General features: G+C 59.2%; 1 protein-coding gene. It reads right to left on the bottom strand.

Annotation, left to right across the window (positions count from 1 at the left end; genetic code table 11):
* Nucleotides 1-346 (bottom strand): zinc-binding dehydrogenase (locus ACMUVN_RS33310; protein ID WP_414816058.1); only part of this gene is annotated, 346 nt, incomplete at both ends.

Raw genomic sequence — 346 nt, 5'->3', positions numbered from 1 at the left:
GGTCAGGTTGACCAGATAGGGCACGATGTCGTCACCGACCTCCTTCGGATTGACGAAGTGGGTCATGCCGAACTTTTCGCCCCATTCCTTGCGATCACTGTTGATATCGACACCGATGATCATATCGGCGCCGGCAAGCTTCAGGCCCTGCAGCACGTTGAGACCGATGCCGCCGAGACCGAAGACGATCGCCGTCGAACCGATCTCCACCTTGGCGGTGTTGATGACCGCGCCAATGCCGGTGGTGACGCCGCAGCCGATGTAGCAGATCTTGTCGAAGGGGGCGTCGGGATTGACCTTGGCAAGGGCGATCTCCGGCAACACGGTGAAGTTCGAAAAGGTCGAG

The organism is Rhizobium sp. IY2 (assembly GCF_047532935.1).
Taxonomy (GTDB): domain Bacteria; phylum Pseudomonadota; class Alphaproteobacteria; order Rhizobiales; family Rhizobiaceae; genus Rhizobium; species Rhizobium anhuiense.
Note: the sequence above shows the minus strand (reverse complement) of the source record. Positions and strands in the feature narration are given on the sequence as shown.